The organism is Mesorhizobium sp. M0751, from assembly GCF_040320265.1.
GTDB lineage: Bacteria > Pseudomonadota > Alphaproteobacteria > Rhizobiales > Rhizobiaceae > Mesorhizobium.
Genome location: NZ_JAMYPH010000015.1, coordinates 26,849 through 49,568, shown reverse-complemented (window position 1 = coordinate 49,568; position 22,720 = coordinate 26,849). Strand labels below are relative to the sequence as shown.

Below are 22,720 nucleotides of genomic sequence, written 5' to 3'. Positions count from 1 at the left end.
TTCTGTTGCCCGATCGTTCAGGGGAGGATCAGCCATATGTGCGCTTGCTCATATGGCCATATTGCGCTCTTCAACCGCCGTCCCGGACGATTGCGAGCGCAATGTTCCCGCCAAGTTTCATGAAACCGCTGCGGTGTCGCAAGGCGGTCTCATGCAACTTCCTGACGCTCAGTCGGCAATGCCCGACGCAACTGCCGCACTTGGCCCAAATCCTTAGTCGACGCGTACGCGGCGCGTCACTTGGCCATTGCTTTCCCAATATGTGTGTTTCTTGGCGATCCACGGATCGCTCATCGCCGGCTGGATGTTGCCGCCCATGTCGATCGCGCGCGAGGTCACGGTGTGCTCCCCGGGCGAAGGTTTAGGCCAGTCGAGAGACCACATCTTCCAGGCGAATTCCGCCTCGTCGCTGCCGTCGATGGTCGCCGGCATCCACGGCCCATCGTCGATCTTCACCTCGACCCGGTCGATCGGCGCGCCCCAGGCGGCTCCGACGATCCGGTAATCGTTGCCGATATGGGTGACCCGGGCCGGCGCCGATTTGAGGCGCGCCCGTCCGACGGACGTTTCTACCCACACGGTCTCGCCGTTATGGTCTTCCTCGCGGAGCGTGACGTAGTCGCGTCCCATGAACCGGTTCTCGAAGCGCTGGTCGCGCACGTCGATGCGCTTGAGCCATTTCACGTTGGCGACCCCGTACCAGCCCGGCGCTATCAGCCGCAGCGGGAAGCCGTTATCGGCCGGTAGGGCAGCCCCGTTCATCTCGTAGCAAAGGATATTCTTTGGGTTCATGGCGTCGGCGAGCGACATGCTGCGCGCGAAATTCTGCTTGAACTTGACGTCGTCGGTCCGCTTGATCTCGCCTTCGTCGGCGGCCCAGAAGACCACTTCGATGCCGCTGTCGAGGACGCCGGCCTCCTTTAGGATCGGGGCGAGCGGCGTACCCGCCCAGTGCGCATTGCCGATGCCGCCATTGAAAAACGGAAGGCCGGTATTGCCCGAACATTCGATCGTGAACGTGACTTCCTGGCGCGGCCGTGCCTTGATATCGGCAAGCGTCAGGGTCGTCGGCTTTTTGACCAGGCCGCCGATTTCGAGCTTCCACGTGCTCGCGTCGATGACTGGCCGGTTGAAATGCGCGATTGAAAAGAACTTGTCATTGGGCGTTACCCAGGAATCGAGATCCTCCCAAACGAGCTGATTCTTGATGACCTCCGGAACCGGGTTCGGTGGCAGTTGGTCGAGCCATTTGACGACTTTCTCGCCGGGCCGGCTTGGAAAGGCATAGGCGTGTTGGCTCGCGAAGAATGCCGCTAGGCCCGCCAGCGCCGCGCTGCCCTTTGTGATGAATTCTCGACGCGGAATCCGCAGGCTTGCTGCGGATTTGGTGATGTCTTGATCGTGCATGGTATTCCTCCCCGTTATTGGACCTGTCGGCCGGTCGATGAAACGCTAGTCCCGTCCGTTGTTCCCGCAAATGTCACATCGTCCATTTCTGTTGCCCGATCGTTCAGGGGAGGATTAGACCGGATGGGTAGTTGCTCGGGCGGCTGTATTGCCGGATAGTTCGAGATGCCTGGCCGAAAAAGCGTTGTCAAAGGGAGCAGCCGATCGTTTCCGGAGGTGTAGTGCATGGATGTCCTTTCCGATGTGCTCCGAGCCGTTCGCCTCACCGGTGCGATCTATTTCGACGTCGACGCCAGCTCTCCCTGGGTTGGCGAGTCGCCGGGCACGGCCGACATTGCCGCCGCCGTCATGCCGGAGGCAGAGCACATCATTTCTTTTCATGCCGTGATGTCGGGCTCGTGCTGGGCCGCGCTGGCAGACGATTCCGTCCCCCCGGTGCTCGTAAACGCCGGTGATGTCGTTGTCTTCCCCGGTGGTGTTCCGAACGTCTTGAGCTCCTCGCCCGGGGCGCGAGGCGAACCCAATATGGCGATGTATTATCGGCCGATAGACGAGAGCCTGCCGTTCGCGGTGATCCATGGTGGCGGCGGAGACGAGCGGACCCGGTTCATTTGCGGGTATCTTGGCTGCGATGCACGCCCCTTCAATCCTCTGCTGGCCGCATTGCCGGCCATCCTGTGTGCCCGCAAGCCCGCCGATGGAAGCAGCTGGGTTATCGACCTTTTTCGGCTGGCGCTGGCCGAAGGTGGCAGTGGGCGGGCGGGCTGTGAAACGATCCTCGCCAAGCTGAGCGAGCTGATGTTTGTCGAGATCATCCGCCGGCATCTCGAGACCCTGCCCGACGATTCGCGCGGCTGGCTGTCAGGCCTGCGGGATCCACATGTCGGCGAGGCCCTCCGGCTCATCCACGCTCGCCCCAGGGAGGAATGGACATTGGACCGGCTCGCCCGCGAAGTAGGGCTCTCGCGCACGGCGTTTGCGAGCCGCTTTACCCACTATGTCGAGGTCTCGCCCATGCACTATCTTGCTCGCTGGCGTCTGCAACTGGCAGGACGCTTGCTTGAACGGCCTGAAATGAGCATCGCGCAAGCGGGTGCCGAGGTCGGCTACGAGTCGGAAGCCGCCTTCAATCGCGCCTTCAAAAAGTTCGTCGGGATTCCACCTGGCACCTGGCGAAAGGGACGGTCGGCGTTGCTCGAGGCTCAGAGATTGCCCGCTGGCGTCGTGCAATAGGAAAGAACTGGCAGGGCGTTGACGCTTCGGTCTGCGTGCAGCGTCCCAATGCTCGAAAGCCCCTGGCACAAAGCGGTAGACGATGACCGGCAGCCTCGACGTTTTCGGCGAGGCGTGTCAGGCTTCGCGCCTCAATCCTTCGCGCGCTCGACATAGGCGCCATCGGCGGTCATCACCACCACGCGGGTGCCGGCGCTGATGTGTGGCGGCACCAGGGTACGCACGCCGTTGGACAGCGTTGCCGGCTTGTAGGACGACGATGCCGTCTGGCCCTTGGTCACCGGCTCGGTCTCGACCACCTCGAAGGTGGCGCGCTGCGGCAGCACCAGCGAGATGGCGATGTTGTTGTACTGCGAGATCTGCACCGGCATGCCTTCCACCAGATAAGGCGCCATGTCGCCGACCACGCTTTCCGGCACCGCGACCTGGTCGTAGGTCTCGGGGTTCATGAAGTGAAAGCCTTCGCCGTCGCGGTAGAGGAACGTGTGCTCGCGCTCCTCGACATAGGCGCGCTCGACCTGCTCGGTGGTGCGGTAACGCTCCGAAACCTTTACCCCGTCGGAGATACGCCGCATGTCGAGCTGGGTGACCGGCGTACCCTTGCCAGGATGAATGTTTTCGGCAAAGAGGATCACATAAAGCTTGCCGTCCTTTTCGACGACGTTGCCCTTGCGTAAGGAGCTGGCGATGACCTTCACGGGTTTCCATCCTGATAAAATTTGTTGGCGCAAATCGGCTGGAGAGGCCGTTGCGTGCGGCCTAGCGCATCTTGGCCGCAATCGCCAGCCCTCTGTGCAATTCCCCTGAAGCCGATGACCGCCGCCTCGCCGTGGTGGACGCCGCATGTCCATGCCGACCGCCGGCCGCGGCTGATCCTGCGCAATGCCATTGCCGCCGGCATGCGCGATTGGTTCGCCCGCCGCGACTTCGTCGAGGTGGAGACATCGGCGCTGCAGGTCTCGCCCGGCAATGAAGCGCACCTGTCGGCCTTTGCCACCGAGGCGATCGGGCCGGATGGCACCCGCCAGCCGCTCTACCTCCACACGTCGCCGGAATTCGCCTGCAAGAAGCTGCTTGCCGCCGGCGAGGAGCGCATCTTCAGCCTCGGGGCCGTCTGGCGCAACCGCGAGCGCGGCCCCTTGCACCATCCGGAGTTCACCATGCTCGAATGGTACCGCGTCGGCGAGACCTATGAGAGCCTGATGCGCGATTGCGCCGAGCTCGTCGCGCTGGCGGCCGAACGGGCCGGAGCGAAGCGTTTTAGCTTCCGCGGCCGCGAGGCCGACCCGTTTGCCGCGCTGGAACGGTTGAGCGTCGCCGACGCTTTCATGCGCCATGCCGGCATCGATTTGCTGGCGACTGTTGCAGCCGACGGCAGCACCGACCGCGCGGGGTTGCATGCCGCCCTGGCCCAGGCCGGATTGCGGACCGCGCCCGACGACAATTGGGCCGACCTGTTCAGCCGGGTGATGGTCGAAAAAATCGAGCCGGCGCTGGGGCAGGGGCGCGCCACAATTCTCTTCGGGTATCCAATCTCGGAGGCGGCATTGGCCCGGCCGAGCGCCGACGATCCGCGCACCGCCGAGCGCTTCGAGCTCTACTGCTGCGGCGTCGAACTCGCCAACGCCTTTGGCGAGTTGACCGACCCGGCCGAGCAGCGCCGGCGTTTTGCCGCCGAAATGGACGAAAAGCAGCGTGTCTATGGCGAACGCTACCCGATCGACGAGGATTTCCTCGCCGCGCTCGCCATCATGCCGCAGGCGAGCGGCGCGGCGCTCGGCTTTGACCGGCTGGTGATGCTCGCCACCGGCGCGCTCAGGATCGACGACGTGATCTGGACGCCGGTGGCCGCTCCCTGAGGGATTGTCGATCTCGGCTCGCCGCTCATTCGCCCAGCGCCTGCGGCCCTGTTTGGGCGCTTGATGCACCCGGGTTGCGCCTTCTCCCATTGCAGAAGCTGCACCGGGACAATAGATGGTGCAGCAGCGGCTGCCCTTCAGCCAGCCGCAAATAGCAGGATTATGCGCATGACCGATACGCTCGACGCAGCGAAACTGACCGACCGCGTCGCGGCCCTGGTCGAGGCTGCCAAACGGGCCGGCGCCGATGCCGCCGATGCGGTTGCGGTGCGCGGCCGTTCGACCGGCGTCTCGGTGCGGCTCGGCAAGGTCGAAGGCACAGAAGCGTCCGAGAGCGAAGACGTCTCGCTGCGTGTCTTCGTCGGCAAGCGGGTAGCGAGCGTTTCGGCAACGGCGGCATCCGACCCCAAGATGCTGGCCGAGCGCGCCGTCGCCATGGCCAAGGTGTCGCCCGAAGATCCCTATCAGGGCCTCGCTGACCCGGCCTTGCTGGTCAAGAAGCCGCGCGACCTCGATCTGTTCGACGCTACTCAGGTGTCGGCGGACCAGCTGAAGGAGGCAGCGCTTGCCGCCGAAGCGGCGGCGCTTGCCGTCAAGGGCGTCACCAATTCGGCCGGCAGCGGCGCCAGTGCCGGGCTCGGCGGCCTGGTGCTCGCCACCTCGCACGGCTTCGTCGGCCATTACGTCGCCTCGCGTTTTTCGCGCTCGACCAGCGTGATCGCCGGCGAGGGCACCGGCATGGAGCGCGACTACGAATTCTCCTCGCGCCAGCATTTTTCCGATCTCGACGCGCCGGAAGACATCGGCCGCAAGGCCGGTGAGCGCGCTGTCCGCCGCATTGGCGCGCGCAAGGCTGCGACCGGGCCGGTCGACGTGGTGTTCGATCCGCGCGTCGCGCGCGGCATTGCCGGCCATCTCGCCGGTGCCATCAATGGCGCCGCGGTGGCCCGCAAGACCAGCTTTCTGCGTGACATGATGGGCAAGAAGGTGGCTTCGGCCGCAATCACCGTCACCGACGAGCCGCTCCGGCGCCGCGGACAGGCCTCGCGCCCGTTCGACGGCGAAGGCGTCGAGGGCGAGAAACTGTTCATGGTCGACAGGGGCGTGCTCAACCACTGGTTCCTGTCGACCTCGGCGGCTCGGGAACTCGGACTCGTCACCAATGGGCGCGGCTCGCGCAGCGGCTCGTCGGTCTCGCCATCGTCGACAAATCTCGCGATCGAGCCCGGGGAAAATACGCCGGAAGAGCTGATCAAGTCGCTCAAGACCGGCTTCTACGTCACCGAAGTGTTCGGCCAGGGCGTCGACATGGTGACGGGCGAATATAGCCGCGGCGCGTCCGGCTTCTGGATCGAAAACGGCGAGCTGGCCTATCCCGTCGCCGAGGTGACCATCGCCTCCAATTTGAAGACGATGTTCCTCAACATGGTTCCGGCGAGTGATCTCGACCGCAATTTCGGCACCGCCGCGCCCACGCTTTTGATCGAAGGAATGACCCTTGCCGGAGCTTGACCCGGCCGTCTCGGCCGGCGCTACTGAAGACCTGCAGCTGTTGCGCGACGCCGCCCGCGAGGCGGGGCTCATTGCCATGCAGTATTTCAACAATAATCCGCAAGTGTGGATGAAGGGCGGCACCTCGCCGGTCAGCGAAGCCGATCACGCCGCCGACAAATATCTGCGCGAGACCTTGCTGGCGGCCCGGCCTGACTATGGCTGGCTATCGGAGGAAACCGTAGACGACCCGGTAAGGCTTGTCGCGCGCCGCACCTTCGTCGTCGATCCGATCGACGGCACGCGCGGCTTCCTCGAGGGCCTGCCCACATGGTGCGTCAGCGTCGCTGTGGTCGAGAACGGCCGCACGCTTGCCGGCGTGCTCGACTGCCCGGCGAAGGGCGAAATCTATTGGGCGCTGCCGGGCGAGGGCGCATTCCTGAACGGCAAGCGCATCAGCGTGCGTCCGCCGTCGGAAACGGCCGAAATCGCCGGACCGAAGCCGATGATCGACCTGCTGCCGGCGAAATGGCACAAGCGGCTGAAGCGCGTGCCCTATATTCCTTCGCTCGCCTACCGGTTGGCGATGATCGCCGGCGGCCAGCTCGATGCCACCTTCGTCAAGGCCAATGCGCATGACTGGGACATCGCCGCGGCCGATCTCATCCTGCGCGAGGCAGGCGGCGCCTTGCTCGATCGGCACGGCCGCGCGCCGCTCTATGCCGGCGAAGTGATCCGTCACGGACCGCTCGCCGCCGGCAGCGGCGAACTCCTCGCCGTGCTCGCCGGCGTCATCGCCGGGCTGGACAATTGACCACTATCAATAGTTCCAAAGTCGGCGGCTTTGGTCTAGACCTGTCCCAAACTCACGATATGTGAAGGATCGACATGGCCGCTGAAGACGGAAAGAAACAGCTTTTGCACTTGGTGTTCGGCGGCGAACTCAAGAAGCTGGGCGGCACCGAATTCCGCGATCTCGACGCGCTGGACATCGTCGGCATCTATCCGGACTACCAATCGGCACACGCCGTCTGGAAGGCCAAGGCACAAGCCAGCGTCGACAATGCCCATATGCGCTATTTCGTCGTTCACCTGCACCGTCTGCTCGACCCCGAAAACAAGGCTGTCGGTTGACATCGATGAACCATGAAGCGGTCAAGCGATCAGCCCCGCGGCCGGCGGTCAGACGTCGCAAGCCGAAGACGTTCTGGCGCAAGATCCGCGAACCGCTGGCGCAGTCGCGATTCGTCAAGAACGCGCTTGCCGCGCTGTTTGCGTATTTCGTCCGCCTTGTCCGCGTGACCAACCGCCTGGTCGAAGGATCGGCGAAGTTTTCCGGCGGCGCCTATGCGCAGCTCGAGCCTGGCATCATCGCGCTCTGGCACGGCCAGCACCTGCTGACCCCGGCCTACTATCCCAAGGGACGGCCGCTGGTCGCCATGGTGTCGCGCAGCGCCGATGCCGAGCTCAACGCGCTGATGGTCGAGAAATTCGGCATCGAGGCGGTGCGCGGCTCTGGCGGGCGCGAAAGCGCAAGGCATCTCGACAAGGGCGGGGCCAAGGCGCTCATCGCCCTCAAAAAGTCGCTCGCCACCGGCAAGAATGTCGCCATGATTGCTGATATTCCCCACGGCACGCCGCGCGATGCGGGGCTCGGTGTCGTCCTCCTGGCGCGGCTGTCCGGCCGGCCGATCCTGCCTGCCGCGATAGCCACCAGCCGCCGCAAGGTGATCGAGGGCAGCTGGGACAAGACGACGATCAACTTGCCCTTCGGCCGCTCCTCGATCGTCGTCGGCACGCCCGTCTTCGTGCCGGCCAACGCCGACGCCGCGGAAATGGAACGCAAGCGCCAGGAGGTCACGGCCTCGCTCAATGCCGCGACCGCCGAGGCCTATCGCCTTGTGGACGGTTCGAAATGAGTATGCGCTGGGCGCGCGCCTTCCTGACGGCATACCGCTTCGCCGGGGCCGCTGCCTACCCGCTGGTCGGAACTTACGTCGCCTGGCGCACGTCCAGAGGCAAGGAGGACCGCATTCGCCGGCGCGAGCGCTACGGCGTCGCCGGACGCGAGCGGCCCGAGGGCCCGGTGATCTGGATCCATGCAGCCAGCGTCGGCGAGACCATCGCCGTCGTGCCGCTGGTCGAGAGCATTCTCGATTACGGCGTCAACATCGTGCTGACGACAGGCACCGTCACCTCGGCGCAGGTCGCCGAAGAACGGCTGGGCGACCGCATCATCCACCAATATGTGCCGCTCGACCTCAAGCCGGCGGTCAGCCGCTTCCTCGACCATTGGCAACCGGACCTGGCGATCATCGCCGAATCGGAGATCTGGCCGATGACCATCCTGGAACTCGGCGCCCGCCGCGTGCCGCAGGTTCTGGTCAACGGCAGGCTGTCCGACCGCTCCTTCAAGTCCTGGAAGAAGCGCGCCAACATTGCCGAAGCATTGTTCGAAAATCTCGCCCATGTCGTCGCCCAGTCCGATCTCGATGGCGAGCGCTTCCTTTCGCTCGGCGCCCGGCCGGTCACCGTATCCGGCAATCTCAAGGTCGACACCGCGCCGCCGCCGGCCGACGAGCGGGCACTGGCGGCGCTGAAACGCCAGATCGGCGGTCGCCCGACCTGGGCGGCGACCTCGACCCATGACGGCGAAGAGGCGGTTGCCGCCGAAGTTCACGCCATGCTGCACAAGCGCCACCACGGGCTTCTGACCATCATCGTGCCGCGCCATCCCGATCGCGCCGGGCAGCTGGCCGCCCAGATTTCCGGCATGGGCCTGAAGCTGGCGCAGCGCAGCAAGGGCGACAGGATCACCGCCGATACCGATATTCTCCTCGGCGACACGATCGGCGAGATGGGGCTTTATCTGAGGCTGACGGAAATCGCCTTTGTCGGCCGTTCGCTGACTTCCGAGGGCGGCCAGAACCCGCTGGAACCGGCCATGCTGGAGACGGCGGTGCTTGCCGGCCGCAACGTCCAGAATTTTCGCGAGGCTTATCAGCGCCTGCTCGACAGTGGCGGCGCCAAGCTGGTGCGCGACCGCGATATGCTGGCCGGCGCCGTCAATTTCCTTTTGACCAACGAGGCGGCCCGCCATGAGATGATGGCGGCGGGTGCGGCGACCGTCGACGAGATGCGCGGTGCGCTGGCACATACGCTCAGGTCGCTCGAGCCCTATATCCAGCCGCTGGTCGTCAAGTCGCGCCTGAAGGGCGCGAATGGGCGCTGACGTGACCTCGGAAGCGCCACCCTTCTGGTGGGAAGAGCCGGACTGGCGGGTCACGGCGCTGTCGCCGCTTTCCGCCGTCTACGCGCTTGTCGCCGGTCGCCGCATGCGGCACGCGCCGCGCGAAAAAGTCGAGGCGCCGGTGCTCTGCGTCGGCAACTTCACCGTCGGCGGTACCGGCAAGACGCCGGTGGCGATCGCGCTGGCCGAGCAGGCCCGGCGTATGCAGCTCAATCCGGGTTTCCTGTCGCGCGGCCATGGTGGCTCCTTCGCGCAGCCGCATATCGTCGATCCGCACCACGATGCCGCCAAGCACGTCGGCGACGAGCCGCTGCTTCTGGCCGAGCACGCGCCGGTCGCGGTGACGCCGAACCGGGCCGCCGGCGCCAGGCTTCTGCTGGAGAAGCTCGGCTGCGATTTCCTGATCATGGATGACGGTTTTCAGAGCGCGCGCATCCACATCGACTATGCGCTGGTCGTCGTCGACGCGCGCCATGGCATCGGCAATGGCCGCGTCATCCCCGGCGGGCCGCTGCGGGCAAAGATCGTCGACCAACTGGTCTTCACCAGCGCCTTGCTGAAGATGGGCGAGGGCACCGCAGCCGACACGGTCGTGCGCCAGGCAGCGCGCGCCGGCAGGCCGATCTTCGAGGCGCACACTGCCCCGAGCAGCAAGGTGACGCTGGCTGGCAGGCGGTTCCTGGCGTTCGCCGGCATCGGCCATCCCGACAAGTTTTTCGACACCGTGAGCGAGGCCGGAGGCGAGCTTGCGCTGACCAGACCGTTCCCTGACCATCATTTCTACAGTGCGGACGAGCTTGCCGAATTGGCGGCGACAGCACGTAAAGCCGGGCTTGGCCTCATTACCACCGCCAAGGACGCTGCTCGCCTGCGTCACGGCGCAGCACCGCCGGAATTCCTCAACGGGCTCGATGTGCTGGAGATCGACACCGTCTTCGAGCTCGACCATGTGCCGCAACGCATCATCGACGAGACGCTGGATGCCTGGCGGCAGCGCCGGCTTAAAGGCTGACCAGCAGCTTGAGACCGAGGCGATGGGGAATTTGCAGCTTTCCGCCGGTTGAGCGTTATTTTGTTCTTGCTTTGTGCCGGCAGCTATGCTACTAATTTGCGTATGGTGATGATTCACCGGTGACCCGCCCTCGAGGCGGGTTTTTATTTCCGGATAACCTAAGGTTTTGGTGTTGCCGGCCTGACGCCGAGGCAGGGGCGGGAGCGAAGCGTCGCAACGGGGCGGCTTCCATTTGCGCTGGACTAGCGTCGGCGGCGCAGTTCCGGATGCGCTTCGATTTCGCGGCGCAGCGAGGCGGCGGCATTCACATAGGGTTCCTGCCTGGCGACACTCCAGTATTTGAGCTCGTCGAGCGGGATGCTCTCGCCGGTCACCGCGCAGCGCACGAAGGCGCCGGGGCTGGTCACCTGGAAGTCGCCGTCGAGATAGCGGATGCGGGCTTCCTTGCCGCCGGGGCCTTCGAAACGGTTCATCATGGGGTGGTGCCGAAATTCATGACGATGTCATCGCCACAAATTGCGGCGAGGTCAAGCTGGAACGAGATGAAGCAGGGCAGCGAACTCGGGTTGACGCCTTTTCCCGGCGACGGATTGGCCGATCTGTTGCGAGCGCACGGATTGGATGGCACCTGGACAGAGGGCCGTGATACATGAGCCCGGGGTAATCACTTTAGGCTTGCGCTGCCCCTCATTGTCCTGCCGGACATTTCTCCCCGTGTAGTGACGGGGAGAAAGGACACCTGCACTGAAGCTTTCGCCAATCGCGAACGCTGCAGAAAAGGCGCCGAGGGTCGCGGCCAGCCCCTTCTCCCCGTCACTATACGGGGAGAAGGTGCCGGCAGGCGGATGAGGGGCAGCACCGACATCGGCAATAGGTCATTACAACACGGTCGGGCAGTTAAACCGCATCTTTGTTTTTGCTTGTGCCGACTAGGCGGGCTTTTAATTCTCAGCCTCGCTGCCATCCTTCAAGCCGGCAAAGTGGACGCCCGGCATCTCATTCCTCGGCGATGATAAACTCTTCGATCTTCTCCGCTGGCAGCCCGGCCTGGACGGCGATGCGCCGGGCGAGTTCGGCGGCGGCTGCGCGCGGGCGCCCCAGCGGCCGGTCGAGCCAGTATGATATCGGGCTCAGCGCACGGCGTTCGTCTACGGCGACGATGCGGCCCGATTTCAATTGGTCCACCGTCAACGGCGGACGCGCCAGCGCAATGCCGAGCCCATGCGCGGCGGCGTCGAGCACGAGGTTGTAATCTTCGAAACGCCGGTCGTGCGGCCGCGGCCGATAGTCCATCTCCTGCGCCGCAAACCAGGCGCGCCAGGCCGAAGCGTCGGAATCATTGATCACCGGATAGTTGAGCAGCCGGGCGGGGTCTCCGCGGCCGATCTCCCTGGCCAATTCCGGCGAGGCGACCGGGAACACATATTCTTCGAAAAGCTGCACCGAGATCCGGCCCGGAATGTGGCCGCGCCCGCAGCGGATCGACAGGTCGATGCCTTCGTCGGCAAGATCGCCCTGGCGGATGTCGACGTCGAGCACGATGCGCAGCTTGGACGGGTGGTTCTCCAGCGCCGCCATGCGCGGCATCAGCCACAGCCCGCTGACCGAGGGGATCGAGGTCAGCCGCACCACCGCCGTACCGCGCGGCTCGACCCAGCGGTCCGCATTGCTGGCGATCAGGGCAAAGGCTTCCGTGGTGCGCAGATGCAGGCGGTTGCCTTCGACGGTCAGCGAGACGCCGCGCGCGCCGCGATCGAAGACTTTGAGGCCGAGCCAGTTCTCGAGCTTGGCGATCTGCCGGCTGACGGCGCCATGGGTGATGTTGAGCTTCTCGGCCGCCGCCGAAAAGCTGCCGGTGCGTGCCGCGGCGTCGAAGGCGCGCAGCGTTTCAAGCGGCAGCATCGGGTCTAAGCTGTGATCCATAGTCACAGGTGATCCTCGATTTGTTCGTTTGTCAACCGGCCCGCAATAGCGTTTCTCTACTTCATGGCATTGGATCGCGAGGACACCCAGATGAGCGCTTACACCGGCACGTTGAATACGACACAGCGCATGGATGCCACGGCGGCCGTCGCGGTGGCGCTGACGGTGGTCGGCTGGGCCTCGGCCTTTCCGGCGATCCGCGCCGGCCTTGCCGCCTTCGGGCCGCTGGAACTTGGCGCGCTGCGCTTTGCCATAGCCGCGGTTCCGGCGGCGATCTTCCTCGCGGTCAAGCGGCCGGCTCTGCCCAGGCTCGATGAACTCTGGCGCTTTGCCTTCGGTGGTGCCGTTTTCGTCGCGCTCTACACGGTGATGCTCAATTTCGGCGAGCTGACCGTTTCGGCCGGTGCGGCCGGCTTCATCATCAATGTCAGCCCGATCTTCACCGCCATCATGGCCATGGCGCTGCTCGGCGAACGCTTCTCGGGCCTGGCCTGGGCCGGCACGTTCCTGTCCTTCGCCGGCATCGGCATCATCGCCATAGGCGAGGGGCAAGGGCTGCATTTCAACAATGGTGCGCTGCTTGTCCTCGGCTCGGCGCTGTGCTCGGCCGTCAACACCATTGTCCAGAAGCCGCTGTTTGCCCGCCACCACCCGCTGACCATCTCGGCCTCCAACATGGTGCTTGGCGCGCTCTGCCTGTCGCCGTTCCTGCCGAGCGGCCTAGCGCAGGCGGCGGTTGCCGATACCGCCGGGCTCGGCGCCGTCATCTTTCTCGGCATTGTGCCCAGCCTGATCGCCTATGCCGCCTGGGCAACAGCACTTTCCCGGCTGCCCGCCGCGCGTGCTTCCAATTTCCTCTATTTGGTTTCGCCGGTGGCGACGCTGATCGGCTTCTTCTGGCTGGGCGAAGTGCCGACGCTGCTCGGCATAATCGGCGGCGCACTGGCGCTGGGCGGCGTCATCGTGGTGAATTTGAAGAGATGAATCAGAGGGTTGGGGCTGTCTCTTGACTCGAAAAGAGCCGCTATTAAGCGGCTCTTTTCGTACCGCCACCCCGCTGCTTCGCAGCGACCCTCCCCACAAGGGGGAGGGTAAGCTCCTCGCGAGGCGTCGGCGGCTAGGCTCCCTACCTCCCCCTGTGGGGAGGTTGGACCGAAGGTCCGGGTCGGGGCTGCGCCCTGCGAGTTGCTTATCGCCGCCCAAACAGCCGCTCGATATCGGCAAGCTTCAGCTCGATGTAGGTCGGGCGGCCGTGGTTGCAGGTGCCGGAGCCCGGCGTCGCCTCCATCTGCCGCAGCAGCGCGTTCATCTCTTCCGGTTTGAGCAGCCGGCCGGAGCGCACCGAGCCGTGGCAGGCCATGGTCGCGGCTATTCTGTCCAGCCGCTCCTTCAGCGTGTCGATCGTGTCATTGTCGGCGATCTCGTCGGCGAGGTCGCGAACCAGCTGCTGGACGTTGGTCTCGCCGAGCATCGACGGCGTCTCGCGCACCGCGACGGCACCGGGGCCGAAGCGCTCGATGCCGAGGCCGAAGCGGGCCAGCGTCTCGGAGTGCATGGCAAGCCGTTCGGCGTCTTCCTCCGGCAGATCGACAATCTCGGGCAGCAGCAACATCTGCGACGGCACCGCGCGTGAGTGGAGGGCGTTCTTCAAGGCCTCGTAGACCAGCCGCTCATGCGCCGCGTGCTGGTCGACGATGACAAGCGAATCCCTGGTCTGGGCAACGATGTAGTTCTCATGCACTTGCGCGCGCGCGGCGCCCAGCGCCGTGCCGAGCAGCGTCTCCGCCGCTTCGTTTTGCCCGGCGCGCGCGTCGGCGCTGTGCAGCGGCCCGGCGTCGAAGGCCGCCTGCTCGTCCTCGCCGAAGCCGCCGCCCATATCGAGCGGCCGCTGTGGCGAGCGGCCAGGATCGAACCCGGCAAAGCCTGAGGCCCGGTAAGCGGCCTCGTAGCTGCGGTGACCGTTGGCCGGGCCGCCATGCGCATAGGATGCCGCGCCTGGCCGGAACGCCGCCATCATGCCGGCGGCCCCGGTGGTGGCGGGGCGGATGCCAGCATTGGCCAGCGCTTCGCGGATGGCGCCGACGATCAGCCCGCGCACCAGCCCCGGATCGCGGAAGCGCACGTCTGCCTTGGCCGGGTGGACGTTGACGTCGACGATCGCCGGGTCGAGCGTCAAGAACAGCACGGTGACGGCATGGCGGTCGCGCGGCAGCACGTCAGCGAAGGCGCCGCGGATGGCGCCGGCGATCAATTTGTCACGCACCGGGCGACCGTTGACATAGGCGTATTGCTGCAGCGCGTTGGCGCGGGTGAAGGAGGGGACCGAGACATGGCCGGCGAGATGCACGCCGTCCCGCACCGCGTCGATGGCGATCGCATTGTCGGGAAAGTCGGCGCCCATCACCTGCGCCACCCGGCGCAGCCGGCCTTCCGGGCTGTCGTCGGTCGCCGGCAGTTCCAGCGTCGAGCGGTCCGGGCCGGCCAGGGTGAAGCGCACGGCGGGGAAGGCGATGGCGATGCGCTTGACCACGTCGCCGATGGCCGAGCTTTCGGCGCGCTCGCCCTTCATGAATTTGAGCCTGGCGGGTGTGGCGAAGAACAGGTCGCGCACCTCGACCGTGGTGCCGCGATTGGCCGCCGCCGGCCTGACGGGGGAGACGCGGCCGCCGTCGATACCGATCTCGGCGGCGTTTTCACTGGACGCGGTGCGCGAGCGGATCGACAACCGCGCCACCGAGCCGATCGACGGCAAAGCTTCGCCGCGAAAGCCGAGTGAGCGGATGTCGTGGATGTCGTCGGCTAGCTTGGAGGTGCAATGGCGTGCAATCGCCAGCGCCAGTTCCTTTTCCGGAATGCCCGAGCCGTCGTCGCTGACGCGGATCAGGTTCAGCCCGCCGCCGGCGGTGACGATCTCGACACGGCTTGCGCCGGCGTCAAGCGCGTTCTCGACCAGTTCCTTGACCACGCTTGCCGGACGCTCGATGACTTCGCCGGCGGCGATCTGGTTGATCATCGTTTCGGAAAGCTGGCGGATGGGCATGGCAGCACTATAGGCGGATTCGTGGACGATGCGGGAGGGCGCAATTGAGGAAATCCACGCAGCCGACCGCGACCGTGCCTTCAACTCATGAGCTTGGGCAGCGCTGCCGCCAGTGCATCGACGGCAAGGCGGACTTTCATCGGCAGATGAGGCGTCTGCAACCAAAGGGCATGAACGTCGTAGAGAAACCGGGATTGTTCCGGCAACAGCGGAACAAGTGCGCCCGCCTGAATGCGCTGGCGAACAAGCCAATATGGCAGCCAGGCGAGCCCCATGCCGGCCGCCGCCGCATCGGCGATGGCATCGAGGTCGTCGAGCCGCAATCTGCTGACGGGCCTGACCTCAATCGCGGGGTGGCCATCGCGCGGAAACAGCCATGGCTGAACGGCACGCCCTGAACGGCGGTAGATGATCGCATGATGCCTGCCGAGGTCATCTATCGCCTGCGGCTGGCCGTGCCGGTCGAGATAGGACGGCGACGCGCAGACGACCATGTGCTGGCGCGCGATGCGGCGCGCGATCACCCCGGTCTGGTCCTCCAGATCGCCGGTTCGGATGGCAAGGTCGCAGCCGTCCTCTGCGAGGTCGGCGAGGGCATCGCTGAACGACAGGTCCAGTTCCAGCGCCGGATAGTGCTGCGCAAGCCCGAACAGGACTGGGGCAACGCAGCGCCGGCCGAAATGCACCGGCATGAGCACGCGCAGCTTTCCGCGCGGTTCGGCAAGCTGGTCGGCGGCGAGTGCATCCGCGGCCTCCGCTTCGGCAAGCACCAGCCGGCAGCGTTCATAATAGGCGCGCCCGAAATCGGTCAGGCTTTGGCGGCGCGTAGTCCGGTTGATGAGGCGCACGCCCAGGCGCTCCTCGAGAAACCGGACATGCTTGCCGACCATCGGCCCGGACAGATCGAGAGCCGCGGCCGCGGCCGCGAACGAGCCCAGGTCGACGGCTTTGACGAACACGGCCATGCTCGTAAGGCGATCCATATTCAAAACCTACAGTTTCTACTGCTCTACTCGAGCAGCTATTTATCCGCCTGACCGCGGCTGGCATAGCACATTCAATTCAAATCTTTTGGAGTTGTGACCGATGGCACGTGTTGTTCGCTTTCATGAGCTCGGTGGTCCCGAGGTTCTGCGCATCGAGAATGTCGATATTCCTGCGCCCGCGCGGGGCGAGGTCCAGATCCTCGTCAAGGCGTTGGGTCTCAACCGGGCCGAGGCGCTGCTGCGTTCGGGGACCTACATCCAGACCGCGCCGTTGCCTTCCGGTCTTGGGCTCGAGGCGGCGGGTATCGTCGAGATGGTCGGCGAAGGCGTGGACGGGTTTGCGCCGGGCGATGCCGTCAGCATCGTGCCGCCATTGTCGATGGTCCGCTGGCCTGCCTATGGTGAGATTGCCACATATCCCGCCGAGCTCGTCGTCAGGCATCCACCATCACTGAGCTGGGAAGAGGCCGCCGCAGCATGGATGCAATATCTCACGGCCTACGGTGCGCTGATCGACATTGCCCAACTTGGCAGGCAGGACTTTGTCGTCATCACTGCGGCATCGAGCAGCGTCGGACTTGCGGCGATCCAGATCGCCAACATGATTGGCGCGACCCCGATCGCGGTCACACGGACATCTGCCAAGAAGCGGGCTCTGCTTGAGTTCGGCGCGACCCACGTCATCGCCTCGGCAGAGGAGGATCTGGAAGCCAGGCTGAAGGAAATCGCCGGCCCGGACGGCGTGCGCGTGGTGTTCGATGCCGTCGGCGGGCCGATCTTCGAGCCTCTGACCGCAGCGATGGCACCGGGTGGCATTCTCATCGAATATGGCGGCTTGAGCCCTGACCCGACACCCTTTCCGCTATCTGCAGTGCTGGCCAAGACGCTGACGCTGCGCGGTTATCTCGTCCATGAGATCGTGCGCGATCCGGTCCGGCTGCAGGCCGCCAAGGCGTTCATCCTTGACGGACTGAGCTCGGGCTCGCTGAAGCCGGCAATCGCCAGAACCTTTCCGTTCGACCGGATCGTCGAGGCGCACCGCTATCTCGAATCGAACGAACAGTTCGGCAAGATCGTCGTGACGGTTTGACCGGGCATTTATCGGCCTCACGCCTGCGCCGCCAGCCAGTCCCGCACCTTGCGGGCGTTGTCGCTGAGCTCGCGGTTCCTCGACCAGATGACATGAAAGCCCTTGCCGGTCGTCATCGTGTGGCCGGTGACGCGCACCAGCAGCCCTGATGCCAGCAGCCGCTCGGCGAGGTGACCCCAGCCGAGCGCGATGCCTTGCCCTTCCATGACCGCCTGGATCACCAGCGCATAGTCGTTGATACGCAAGCCACGTCCGGCATCGGCGATGTCGACCCCGGCCGAGGCGAACCACTCGTCCCAGCTCGCGGCCTCGCGAAACGGCTCTTCGAGATGGATGAGGCGGTGCGATTGAAGGTCCGCGACATGCTCCGGCAGCCCGAACCGTGCCACGTAGCTAACGCCGGCGACGGGGAATATCACTTCGTCTGCCAGCGGCAGCGAATGATAATCAGGCCATTCCCTGGGCTCGCCGCCGCGGACGCCGAGCGGGATGTCCTCGGCGATGATGTCGAGATCGCGGTCGGCGGTCTGGATGCGCAGGTCGATGCCCGGCAATTCGTCGCGAAACTGCTGCAGGCGCGGCATCATCCAGAACGAGGCGAAGGCCGTCGAGGCGGCGAGCGTCACATGAGCGCCGACGGCGATCTGGCGCAGATCCTCCGCCGACTTGCGGATGTGCGACAGGCCGAGCGAGACGTCAGCATGAAAGCGGTCGCCGGCTTCGGTCAGGCTGACTTGCCGGTGGCGGCGCTGGAAGAGTTTCGCGCCGAGCTGCTCTTCGAGCCCACGGATCGCATAGGAGACGGCAGCCTGCGTCATGCCGAGCTCGCGCCCGGCGGCGGTAAAGCTCGACAGCCGCCCGGCGGCCTCGAAGACGATCAGGCTGCCGGCCGACGGCAGCAGGTGGCGTAAGTTTCGCATAAGCTGAGCTTATACAAGAGATCAGGATTTTCCAGCGTCACAGCTGCATTTTGTCTGGCTAGATTGGTCACCAACAGGAATATGGAGCCTCTATGAACGCACCGGCCGTTGAAGTGAGCGAACACACCAACCGCCGCAGCGGCGGCCGCCTGGGGCGCAAGGCGCTGCGGGGCGCTCCCGTGGCGTCATTTCCGACCCTGGTTCGCAAGATTCCGGTGTATCAGATGGTCCCGGACGAGGCGGTGGAGCTGATCCACCAGGAGTCGCTCTCCATCCTCGAAGAGGTGGGATGCGAGTTCCGCGACGACGAGGCTATCGCAATGTGGAAGGCGGCGGGCGCCGATGTCTCGGAGACAAGGGTCCGCATAGACCGCGCCCTGCTGATGGACCTCGTATCGAAGGTCCCGTCAGAGTTCACGCTCAATGCGAGGAATCCCCAGCGTTCCGTACGTGTGGGTGGAAACAACTCCATCTTCGTGCCGATGTACGGGGCGCCTTACGTGCGCGACCTCGACAACAACAGGCGCTACGGCACACTCGCCGACCTCAACAATTTCCACAAGCTCGCCTACATGGCGCCGGCGCTGCATTCGTCGAGCTCGATCATTTGCGAGCCGATGGAAATCGCGGTGCCGAAGCGTCACCTCCACATCATCCATTCGGCGCTGAAGCACTCCGACAAGCCGTTCATGGGCATCGTCACTTCCAAGGATCGGGCCGAAGACACGATGGCGATGGCAGGTATCGTGTTCGGCGAGGACTATGTCCGCGACAACCCGGTCCTGGTGGCGATCACCAACTGCAATTCGCCGCTGGTCTGGGATGCCACCATGCTGGACGCGATGAAAGTTTATGCGCGCCATAACCAGCCGCTGATTCTCGCCCCCTTCGCGTTGTGCGGCGCCTCGACTTCGGCCTCTGCTGTCGGAGCGGTCGCACAGGTCAATGCCGAAGCACTGGCGGGTGTCGCGTTCACACAGCTCCTGCGTCCGGGTTCGCCGCAGATCTACGGACAGTTCATGGTGACGGTCGACATGAAGACCGGCGCTCCCATGGGCGGCACGCCGGAGGCGGCCCAGATGATGTATCTCATGGGCGCGCTGGCGCGGAAGTATCGGCTGCCGTGGCGCACATCCGGTTTCCATGTCGGCTCGAAGCTGAACGACGCCCAGGCGGGCTACGAGGCGAACATGCTGATGCATGCCGCCATCCTTGCCGGCGCCAACTACATCTGGCACTCCGCGGGTTGGCTCGAGGCCGGCCTGACCTGCGGCTATTCGAAATTTGCGACCGACTGCGAGCAGCTTGTCGGCTGGTACAAATATGCTGGCGGGCTGCCGTTCGACGATTTCAAGGAGGCTATGGCGGCTATCCGCGAGGTCGGACCACAGGGCCATTTCCTCGGCACCCAGCACACGCTCGAACATTTCGAGTCCGCCTTCTTCATACCGAGCATCATGGACTTCAATTCGTTCGAACAGTGGAAGGCGGAAGGAGCAAAGGACCACGACACCCGCGGCCGCGAGAAAGCGCGCAACATGCTCGCCGACTATGAGGAGCCGAAGCTCGATGAGGGCGTCGCCGATGGTCTCATAGATTTGATTGCGCGGCGCGAGGAGAAACTGCCGGACAGCGTTAGTTGATAACGGGCGAAGACCCGATGCGAACCATAAGGGAGGAAAAAATGACACTCTTCAGAAGCAACGGCGATCGCATACCGAGCGCCATCGAAGCGATGGCCAGCGAGGCGCGTGCAGGTCGTGTCGACCGGCGCGAGTTTCTGGCGCTGGCAAGCGCTTTCGGCGCATCGACGGCCCTTGCCTACGGCATGATCGGCCTTGCCGTGCCGCAGCGGGCTTTGGCTGAAGAGCCGAAGAAAGGCGGAACGCTGCACGTTTCGATGTCGGTGAAGGCGCAAAAGGACCCGCGCACCTACGACTGGGTGGAACTGGCGAACATTTCGCGCTGCTGGCTGGAGCCGCTTGTCCGCTATACGCGCCAGTTCACTTTCGAGCCGGTTCTGCTCGAAAGCTGGGAGGTCAATGACGACGCCACCGAATACGTTCTGCATGTGCGCAAGGGCATAACCTGGAACAACGGCGATGCTTTCGGCGCCGATGACGTGGTCTACAACCTGACGCGCTGGTGCGAGAAGGCTGCCGCCGGCAACTCCATGGCCGCGCGCGTCGGTGCGCTGATCGATGCAAAGACCGGCAAGGCCAGGGAAGGGGCGATCACCAAGGTCGACGACAACACGGTGAAGCTGAAGCTGAACGAGCCGGACATCTCGCTGATCCCGAACTTCACCGACTATCCGGCGCTCGTGGTCCATCGCAACTTCGACGCCGACGGCGCCAATCCGATCGAGAAGCCGATTGGCACCGGGCCGTTCGAACTGGTGTCTTATGCTGTTGGCCAGAAAGCGGTCGTCAAGCGTCGTGAGACTGGCAAGTGGTGGGGCGGTGAAGCGCTTCTCGACGGCGTCGAATTCATCGACTACGGAACCGATTTCAACGCCTCGATAAATGCATTCGACTCCGGCGAAATCGATCTCAACTTCGAGACGCCGGCCGACTTTATAGACATTCTCGACAAGATGGGGCTGGTCAAATCTGAGGTCGCGACAGCGACCACGCTCGTCGCCCGGACCAACATCACGAACAAGCCCTATGACGACAAGCGGGTTCGCAACGCCCTCCAGATGGCCGTCGACAACAAAGCGGTGCTCGAACTTGGCTACGCCGGGCGAGGCACTGTTGGTGAAAACCACCACGTCAGCCCGATTCATCCGGAATACTACGCGCTGCCCAAGAAGACACGCGACGCCGCGGGGGCCAGGAAGCTTATGGCCGAGGCCGGGCAGGCCGACTTCGAGCATGAACTGATCACCGTCGAGGACGATTGGCAAAAGAACACCGGCGACGCTATTGCCGGCCAGTTGCGCGATGCCGGGATCAAGGTGAAGCGCACCGTGCTGCCGGGTTCGACCTTCTGGAACGACTGGACGAAATACCCCTATTCGATGACCATCTGGTACATGCGCCCGCTTGGCGTCCAGGTGCTGGCGCTCGGCTATCGCACCGGCGAGGCCTGGAACGAAACCGGCTACTCGAACCCTGATTTCGATGCCAAGCTCAAGCAGGCTCTCTCGCTGATCGACGTCGAGAAGCGCCGCGAGGTCATGAAGGATATCGAGCAGATCCTGCAGGATTCGGGCGTCATCATTCAGCCGTTTTGGCAGAAGCTGTTCAGCCACATGAACGAGAAGGTGAAGAACTACGGTGTCCACCAAACCTTCGAGATGGATCTCCAGAACGTCTGGCTGAACGCCTGAGTTGCCAGCAGAGGAGGCGTTGCAGGATTTCATGGACCGCAAGAAAGCCGACGGGCAAGATGCGTGGTACTGATAGCTTCCGTCAGTGAACAATCGGGGACACGCATGAAACTGCCACTTTTTGTTGCCGCGCTTTCGATGGCCTTGCCGGCGGCCGCGTTTGCCGGCCCGGCTGCCAACGCCGTGAAGTTCTTTTATGTCCCGTCGGTCAAATTCGAGGCCGATGCGCAATATCGCGACCGCTTCACCGCGCCGGTGACGAAACTGTTCGAACTGAACGACAACGCGGCAAAGAACCATCCGGATGAAGTTCCCTGCATCGACTTCGCCCCTGGTCTCGATGCGCAGGACTATGACGAGAAGACCGTGGCCAAGACGCTGACCTTGGGTGAAACGCTCAATGGCGACAGCGCCGAGGTGACGGCGACGTTCAACCTTTTCCCGGAAGGCGATGATTCCAAACGCGAAATGGTCTGGTCGTTGAAGAAGATCGACGGCCAGTGGAAGGTCGCCGACATTACCTCGAAGACCAGCGGCTGGACGCTGAGTGCGCTCGAATGCCTGGCCGGGCAGCCGCCGGAGTGATGCCGTGGCTTGCTGCCGTCCCTGGGTTCTGGCCACTGCGTGCATGCTGGCCGGATTGAGCAGCGCCGCCGCTCAGGGCCTGTTGGGCGCGCCGCCCGCAAACGCGCCGGCCGACAGTGCGGCACCTCCGCCGGCAATTTTGCCGCCGGCAGAAATCGCGCCGGCCGCACCCGTGCAGCCGGGCTCGCCGACGGCGGTGGTGAAGCCGTTCTACGAGCATGCCGGGCTCGAGGTCGATCCGGCTCAGCGGGGCCATTTCACCGACCCGGCAAAGTCGGTGCTGGACAAGAGCGACGCGCTGCGGAAGTCGGGGCAGGGCGAGTGCCTCGATCCCAACATGGCGCTCGACAATTCCGAATACGATAAGGCGGAGATCGACAAGAGCCTGAAGACCATTGAAGCGGTCAACGGCGACGAGGCCAAAGTCGTCGTCGCTTTTGTCGTCTCCGGTAACCCGCATCGGCTGGAATGGAAGTTCAAAAAGGTCGACGGCGACTGGAAAATATCGGACCTGCTCTCGGTGACCGGCGAATGGGCGCTAAGCCAATACCAGTGTGAATGATCAGCCGATGAGGTCGCTTCGAGGTGAT

Annotated in this window: 21 protein-coding genes; 14 read left to right on the top strand and 7 right to left on the bottom strand. The window is 64.4% G+C overall.

All coding sequences use genetic code 11. The features are described 5' to 3' along the window. Window positions 1-213: 213 nt before the first annotated feature. Window positions 214-1,407 carry a sulfite oxidase gene (locus NKI19_RS21985; protein WP_352490178.1) on the bottom strand — a complete coding sequence of 398 codons (1,194 nt, stop codon included), beginning with the start codon at window positions 1,405-1,407 and terminating at the stop codon, window positions 214-216. 225 nt (window positions 1,408-1,632) lie between these two features. Between NKI19_RS21985 and NKI19_RS21980 the strand changes: the two genes are divergently transcribed. Then, a complete protein-coding gene (locus NKI19_RS21980) occupies window positions 1,633-2,640 on the top strand; it encodes an AraC family transcriptional regulator (RefSeq protein WP_352490177.1) in 1,008 nt (335 codons plus the stop codon). A 131-nt stretch (window positions 2,641-2,771) separates the two neighbouring features. On the opposite strand, the gene efp is transcribed toward NKI19_RS21980, so the two are convergent. Beyond that, window positions 2,772-3,338: an elongation factor P gene (gene efp, locus NKI19_RS21975; protein ID WP_023674374.1), complete on the bottom strand. Its 567-nt coding sequence runs from the start codon at window positions 3,336-3,338 to the stop codon at window positions 2,772-2,774. 114 nt (window positions 3,339-3,452) lie between these two features. On the opposite strand from efp, the gene epmA reads away from it, so the two are divergent. From epmA to lpxK, 7 genes are all read left to right on the top strand, one after another. Then, complete coding sequence (gene epmA / locus NKI19_RS21970) at window positions 3,453-4,499, top strand: EF-P lysine aminoacylase EpmA (protein WP_352490176.1); 1,047 nt, start codon at window positions 3,453-3,455, stop codon at window positions 4,497-4,499. Window positions 4,500-4,667: 168 nt separating this feature from the next. Continuing rightward, the gene (locus NKI19_RS21965) at window positions 4,668-6,011 is read left to right on the top strand and encodes a TldD/PmbA family protein (protein ID WP_352490174.1); all 1,344 of its coding nucleotides are present in this window, start codon (window positions 4,668-4,670) and stop codon (window positions 6,009-6,011) included. Beyond that, complete coding sequence (locus NKI19_RS21960) at window positions 5,998-6,804, top strand: 3'(2'),5'-bisphosphate nucleotidase CysQ (protein ID WP_352490172.1); 807 nt, start codon at window positions 5,998-6,000, stop codon at window positions 6,802-6,804. Before NKI19_RS21965 ends, NKI19_RS21960 begins: the two co-directional genes overlap by 14 nt. 74 nt (window positions 6,805-6,878) lie before the next feature. Further along, on the top strand, window positions 6,879-7,124 hold the full coding sequence (locus tag NKI19_RS21955) for a DUF4170 domain-containing protein (RefSeq protein ID WP_023674378.1): 246 nt from the start codon (window positions 6,879-6,881) through the stop codon (window positions 7,122-7,124). A 5-nt stretch (window positions 7,125-7,129) separates the two neighbouring features. After that, window positions 7,130-7,909, top strand: coding sequence for a lysophospholipid acyltransferase family protein (locus NKI19_RS21950; RefSeq protein ID WP_352490171.1), 780 nt, complete (start codon window positions 7,130-7,132; stop codon window positions 7,907-7,909). Then, the gene (waaA, locus tag NKI19_RS21945) at window positions 7,906-9,222 is read left to right on the top strand and encodes a lipid IV(A) 3-deoxy-D-manno-octulosonic acid transferase (RefSeq protein WP_352490169.1); all 1,317 of its coding nucleotides are present in this window, start codon (window positions 7,906-7,908) and stop codon (window positions 9,220-9,222) included. The genes NKI19_RS21950 and waaA overlap by 4 nt, the downstream gene beginning before the upstream one ends. A 1-nt stretch (window position 9,223) precedes the next feature. Beyond that, window positions 9,224-10,252, top strand: coding sequence for a tetraacyldisaccharide 4'-kinase (lpxK, locus tag NKI19_RS21940; RefSeq protein WP_352490354.1), 1,029 nt, complete (start codon window positions 9,224-9,226; stop codon window positions 10,250-10,252). Between the two features lie 242 nt (window positions 10,253-10,494). Here lpxK and NKI19_RS21935 read toward each other — a convergent pair whose 3' ends face one another. Both NKI19_RS21935 and NKI19_RS21930 read right to left on the bottom strand, forming a co-directional pair. Continuing rightward, on the bottom strand, window positions 10,495-10,728 hold the full coding sequence (locus tag NKI19_RS21935; RefSeq protein ID WP_031211156.1) for a DUF2093 domain-containing protein: 234 nt from the start codon (window positions 10,726-10,728) through the stop codon (window positions 10,495-10,497). Window positions 10,729-11,248: 520 nt separating this feature from the next. Further along, complete coding sequence (locus NKI19_RS21930) at window positions 11,249-12,175, bottom strand: LysR family transcriptional regulator (RefSeq protein WP_352490168.1); 927 nt, start codon at window positions 12,173-12,175, stop codon at window positions 11,249-11,251. A 90-nt stretch (window positions 12,176-12,265) separates the two neighbouring features. Between NKI19_RS21930 and NKI19_RS21925 the strand changes: the two genes are divergently transcribed. After that, window positions 12,266-13,159, top strand: coding sequence for a DMT family transporter (locus NKI19_RS21925; RefSeq protein WP_352490167.1), 894 nt, complete (start codon window positions 12,266-12,268; stop codon window positions 13,157-13,159). A gap of 205 nt (window positions 13,160-13,364) precedes the next feature. On the opposite strand, the gene mutL is transcribed toward NKI19_RS21925, so the two are convergent. Together mutL and NKI19_RS21915 are read right to left on the bottom strand one after the other, a co-directional pair. After that, window positions 13,365-15,215 (bottom strand): DNA mismatch repair endonuclease MutL, encoded by a 1,851-nt coding sequence (gene mutL, locus NKI19_RS21920; protein ID WP_352490166.1) that lies wholly within the window; start codon window positions 15,213-15,215, stop codon window positions 13,365-13,367. A gap of 80 nt (window positions 15,216-15,295) precedes the next feature. Next, on the bottom strand, window positions 15,296-16,198 hold the full coding sequence (locus tag NKI19_RS21915) for a LysR family transcriptional regulator (protein WP_352490165.1): 903 nt from the start codon (window positions 16,196-16,198) through the stop codon (window positions 15,296-15,298). 103 nt (window positions 16,199-16,301) lie between these two features. On the opposite strand from NKI19_RS21915, the gene NKI19_RS21910 reads away from it, so the two are divergent. Then, a complete protein-coding gene (locus tag NKI19_RS21910; protein ID WP_352490164.1) occupies window positions 16,302-17,291 on the top strand; it encodes a zinc-dependent alcohol dehydrogenase family protein in 990 nt (329 codons plus the stop codon). Window positions 17,292-17,308: 17 nt separating this feature from the next. On the opposite strand, the gene NKI19_RS21905 is transcribed toward NKI19_RS21910, so the two are convergent. After that, the gene (locus NKI19_RS21905; RefSeq protein ID WP_352490163.1) at window positions 17,309-18,211 is read right to left on the bottom strand and encodes a LysR substrate-binding domain-containing protein; all 903 of its coding nucleotides are present in this window, start codon (window positions 18,209-18,211) and stop codon (window positions 17,309-17,311) included. Between the two features lie 92 nt (window positions 18,212-18,303). On the opposite strand from NKI19_RS21905, the gene NKI19_RS21900 reads away from it, so the two are divergent. The 4 genes from NKI19_RS21900 to NKI19_RS21885 all read left to right on the top strand — a co-directional run bounded on the left by NKI19_RS21900 (window position 18,304) and on the right by NKI19_RS21885 (window position 22,692). Then, window positions 18,304-19,854, top strand: coding sequence for a trimethylamine methyltransferase family protein (locus tag NKI19_RS21900; protein ID WP_352490162.1), 1,551 nt, complete (start codon window positions 18,304-18,306; stop codon window positions 19,852-19,854). Window positions 19,855-19,895: 41 nt separating this feature from the next. Then, window positions 19,896-21,545, top strand: a complete 1,650-nt coding sequence (locus tag NKI19_RS21895; RefSeq protein WP_352490161.1) for an ABC transporter substrate-binding protein — start codon at window positions 19,896-19,898, stop codon at window positions 21,543-21,545. A gap of 105 nt (window positions 21,546-21,650) precedes the next feature. Further along, the gene (locus NKI19_RS21890) at window positions 21,651-22,130 is read left to right on the top strand and encodes a DUF3828 domain-containing protein (protein WP_352490160.1); all 480 of its coding nucleotides are present in this window, start codon (window positions 21,651-21,653) and stop codon (window positions 22,128-22,130) included. A 43-nt stretch (window positions 22,131-22,173) separates the two neighbouring features. Next, on the top strand, window positions 22,174-22,692 hold the full coding sequence (locus tag NKI19_RS21885) for a hypothetical protein (RefSeq protein ID WP_352490159.1): 519 nt from the start codon (window positions 22,174-22,176) through the stop codon (window positions 22,690-22,692). Window positions 22,693-22,720 lie beyond the last annotated feature (28 nt).